Raw genomic sequence first — 4022 nt, forward strand, 5'->3', positions numbered from 1 at the left:
GGGCCCCGCCACCAATAACGCCTGCGAACCCGCCGACGGGACAGCCGCATGAGGCGGGCCCGGTGGACAATGTGCTGGTGATCGACGTCGAACCGGAGCTCTTCGAAGAGATGGTGGGCACCGCGCTCGATGGGCTGCCAGAAGAACTCGGCCGGATGATGAGCAACGTCGCCGTCACGGTCCAGCACTCCCCAGGACCGCCCGGACTGCTCGGGCTCTACCAGGGCGTGCCGCTTACCAGCCGGACCACGAACTACTCAGGCGTCCTGCCCGACCGCATCACCATCTACCGGCAGGAGATCTGCGCGATCTGCCAGACCGAGCAGCAAGTCGCCGGCGAGATCAGGCGGACCGTCATCCACGAGGTTGGCCACCACTTCGGCATCGACGACCAGCGCCTGCGCGAACTGGGCTGGTAGGCCCGCGCCTGGGTGCCCGTAGCGCGGCACCGTGTGCGGTTTGCCAATCGGCAGGCTAGTTGTCAGTGGATGCCGTCAAGAAAAACAAAAGCGCCGGCCACCAGCAGTGATACCACCAGCATTACCAGTGCGATAATCACGAACTTGAGCACCTGGCGCCAGAACAAGACAAGGACCGCAGCGGTCAGCATGGCCAGAATCCTGATGGTTTCCAGGTTCTGGGCCGGCCCCTGTGCAGCAGCAAACATCCCTCCTCCTCACGGCTAACGCCGTCAAGGAGGGCCAGGCCGGAACAGCAGTGAGCGGGCGCCGCGGCTACCCGCCGCATTCCCTACCAAGAGAGGGGGATTCCCTACCTCGGCAGGGTGGATGTAGCATGATCGTGATCACCTGACCCTCCTCCATCGGACTGGTCGGTCGGTGACCTGGCACGGTCGATGCTGACACATCGGCCGTGCTCTATTTCGGGGCGGCAATTGGCCCCGCCGACCCCAGGGTCACCTGGTCTGGGGTCCGCGTCTCACCCTCAGAAAAATTTGGTCAATTGCATCCCGCGCCACTCTTTTACCTCTGCCACCCGTTTACTTCGTGTGTCACCTGACTTCCTGTCACGCTGGCTGTCGTTTTGGTGACACCTTGAGACTAAGAGTCTCATAGCTTCATGGAATGTTCCAGTATTAGCCGCGACACGACGATCCGTCCTACCCGGTGACACGATGGCGGGGCGTTCCTCGCCGTGTCGCCTTGACTGATCATTTGACATGTTTCTCCTGATCAGAGGGTTTCTGTGTGACGCTGATGTCAAGGTTTGCGCGGACGCGTTGACTGGATCACCGCAAGGGCACGCGGACGGCCGCTATAGTCATATGTCGTGGCAAATGCCAAAGGCGAAAGCCAGAAGCAACCGCCCGGCCGTTAATGCGCCCGCAGGCCCAGGAGGAAGTCTGTGGCAAATGCCGAAGGCGATAGCCAGCAGCAAGCGCCTAGCGTCCGGTCCGCCCGTGGCTCTAGCAAGCAGGCAGTCCTCGGCGCGAACCCGACGGTACGCCAGCGTGAGCTGGGAATACGTCTGCGCGAGCTACGCAATTCCGTTGCCCTGACCGTCGAGGAAGCCGGGACCCGCATGGGTTGCTCGGCCGCGAAAATCAGCCGGATGGAGACGGGGGCGCGCCGAGCCAGCCTGCGGGACGTGCGCGAGCTGTGCGCGATTTACGGCATCACTGACGCAGAGCGCGTGGAGGAGCTCGTCGCCCTGGCCGGCCAGGCGCGCGAGCCCGGCTGGTGGAGCCAGTACGACGAACCTTTGCTCTCCCCGTATCTGGGGCTGGAGCAGGAAGCCGCCGCGATTACGGCCTACTCGATGTACGTGGTACCCGCCCTGCTGCAAACCGCCGAGTACGCGCGAGCCACGATCAAGAGCGTTGAACGCAGGATTGACCCTGCCGTCCTCGATCAACGGGTGGAGGCACGGCTGCGGCGGCAGGAGCTGTTCGCGCGGCGCACCCCGCCGCGTTACCGGGCGCTGCTCGATGAGGCCATCCTTCGCCGCCCGGTCGGCGGGGCGCAGGTCATGGGTGCGCAGCTCGGCAAGATCCTCGAACTCGCAGCCGCGGAAAAGGCGGCCATTCAGGTCATCCCGTTCGACGTCGGTGTATATGCCAGCGCCGATAGCAACTTCGTCTTGCTGGAGTTCGGCAGCGGTTCGCCTCAGCCGCCCGTGGTGTTCGTAGAAGGCCTGTTCAGCAACAGGTACCAGGAGCGGCGCGCGGAGATCGAGCGATATCGTGAGGCAATCGAGTACCTGCGTGACGCCGCGCTAAGCCCGCGTGATTCACTGAGCCTCATCGGCGAAATCAAGAGCATGCAACAATCCCATAAGTCAGAATAGGTCACGAATAATCAGAAGGGAGGACGATGCCGTCAGTCATTCCACCGACGCTGGGCGATTTGTCCTGGCGGGTCGCCACAAGATGTGATATTGGCAATTGCGTCCAAGTCGCGCCGCACGCGGGCATGATCGTCGTTGGTGACACACAGTGCCCGGATGGTCCGGTGTTGTCGTACAGCCGGGGCCAATGGCAGGCGTTCGTCGAGGGAGTCCGGCAGGGCGGCTTCGACGAACTCGTTTAGGGGCAATCGGAAGCGTGAGTGGGGGCCGCCCGCTTTGGCCCCCGTCGCGTGGCCGCGGGAGGTCGCGGGAGGGACTGTGCAGCCGCGAGAGGGCCGGTCATCCGAACGGTGGCGTGCTCGCGTGGGAGACGCCACCGCCCGTTCTGGATCAATGAATGTCTTTGCTTGTCAGGCGCCGATGTAGCTCATCACGTGCTTGATGCGGGTGTAGTCCTCGAAGCCGTACATCGACAGGTCCTTGCCATATCCCGAGTGCTTGAAGCCGCCGTGCGGCATCTCGGCGACCAGCGGGATGTGGGTGTTGATCCACACGCAGCCGAAGTCGAGCGCCCGCGCCATCCGCATCGCCCGCCCGTGGTCAGCGGTCCAGACCGACGATGCCAGGCCGTATTCGGTCCCGTTCGCCCAGCGCAGCGCCTCGTCCTCGGCGCTGAACTGCTGCACGGTGATGACGGGGCCGAAGACCTCGCTCTGGATCATCTCGTCGTCCTGGTGCAGTCCGTCGACCACGCTCGCGGCGTAGAAGTAGCCCTTCTCGCCGACCCGGTTGCCCCCGGTCAGAAGCCTGGCGTGGTCGGGCAGCCGGGCGAGGAATCCCGACACGCGCTCGAGCTGGGTGGCGTTGTTGAGCGGCCCGTAGGTGGCATCGGCGTTGTCGGGCCCGGCCGTCACCTGAGCCCTGGCTTGCTCGGTCAGCGCCGCGGTGAAGTCATCGTGGATCCGTGGCCCGGTGAGCACTCGGGTCGCCGCGGTGCAGTCCTGCCCGGCGTTGAAGTAGCCAGCGATCGCGATGGCCTCGGCCGCCTTCGCCGGGTCTGCGTCGTCGAACACGATGACAGGCGCCTTGCCGCCGAGCTCCAGGTGCACCCGCTTGAGGTTCTCTGCCGCCGCGGCCGCGACCTCCTTACCCGCCCGGACGCTACCGGTGATCGACACCATCTGCGGCACCTTGTGGGATACCAGCAGCCGGCCGGTGTCCCGGTCGCCGCACACCACGTTGAACACGCCCGGCGGCAGGTGCTCGGACATCAGCTGGGCCATGAGTAGCGTCGAGACCGGCGTGGTATCCGACGGCTTCAGCACCATCGTGTTGCCGGCCGCGAGCGCGGGTGCCCACTTCCAGACCGCCATCATCATCGGGTAGTTCCACGGGGTCACCGCGGCGCAGACCCCGATCGGCTCGCGCCGGATGAACGAGGTGAACCCGCTCATGTACTCCCCGGCCGAGCGGCCCTCCAGCATCCGCGCCGCGCCGGCGAAGAACCTGATCTGGTCGATCATCGGCGGGATTTCCTCGGACATGGTCAGCGCGATCGGCTTGCCGGTGTTCTGGCACTCGGCCTGGACCAGCTGCTCGGCGTGCTCCTCGAGGGTGTCGGCGATCCGCAGCAGCGCCAGGCTGCGCTCGGACGGCGTCTTGTCGCGCCACTCCTCGAACGCGTCCGAGGCCGCGGCGAAGGCCGCGGTGACCTC

Annotated in this window: 5 protein-coding genes; 3 read left to right on the forward strand and 2 right to left on the reverse strand. The window is 65.2% G+C overall.

Translation table 11 applies throughout. The features are described 5' to 3' along the window. The first annotated feature begins 77 nt into the window (after nucleotides 1-77). Nucleotides 78-419, forward strand: coding sequence for a metallopeptidase family protein (locus tag Q1N79_RS08165; RefSeq protein ID WP_300606192.1), 342 nt, complete (start codon nucleotides 78-80; stop codon nucleotides 417-419). Nucleotides 420-481: 62 nt separating this feature from the next. On the opposite strand, the gene Q1N79_RS08170 is transcribed toward Q1N79_RS08165, so the two are convergent. Next, nucleotides 482-667 (reverse strand): hypothetical protein, encoded by a 186-nt coding sequence (locus Q1N79_RS08170; RefSeq protein ID WP_300606183.1) that lies wholly within the window; start codon nucleotides 665-667, stop codon nucleotides 482-484. 698 nt (nucleotides 668-1365) lie between these two features. Here Q1N79_RS08170 and Q1N79_RS08175 point away from each other — a divergent pair. After that, complete coding sequence (locus Q1N79_RS08175; RefSeq protein WP_300606186.1) at nucleotides 1366-2307, forward strand: helix-turn-helix transcriptional regulator; 942 nt, start codon at nucleotides 1366-1368, stop codon at nucleotides 2305-2307. A 26-nt stretch (nucleotides 2308-2333) separates the two neighbouring features. Further along, nucleotides 2334-2549 carry a DUF397 domain-containing protein gene (locus Q1N79_RS30600; protein WP_367185042.1) on the forward strand — a complete coding sequence of 72 codons (216 nt, stop codon included), beginning with the start codon at nucleotides 2334-2336 and terminating at the stop codon, nucleotides 2547-2549. A gap of 168 nt (nucleotides 2550-2717) precedes the next feature. On the opposite strand, the gene Q1N79_RS08180 is transcribed toward Q1N79_RS30600, so the two are convergent. Beyond that, nucleotides 2718-4022 (reverse strand): gamma-aminobutyraldehyde dehydrogenase (locus tag Q1N79_RS08180; protein WP_300606189.1); only part of this gene is annotated, 1305 nt, incomplete at its 5' end.

This window comes from Trebonia sp. (assembly GCF_030042015.1).
In the GTDB taxonomy this organism is placed as follows: domain Bacteria; phylum Actinomycetota; class Actinomycetes; order Streptosporangiales; family Streptosporangiaceae; genus Trebonia.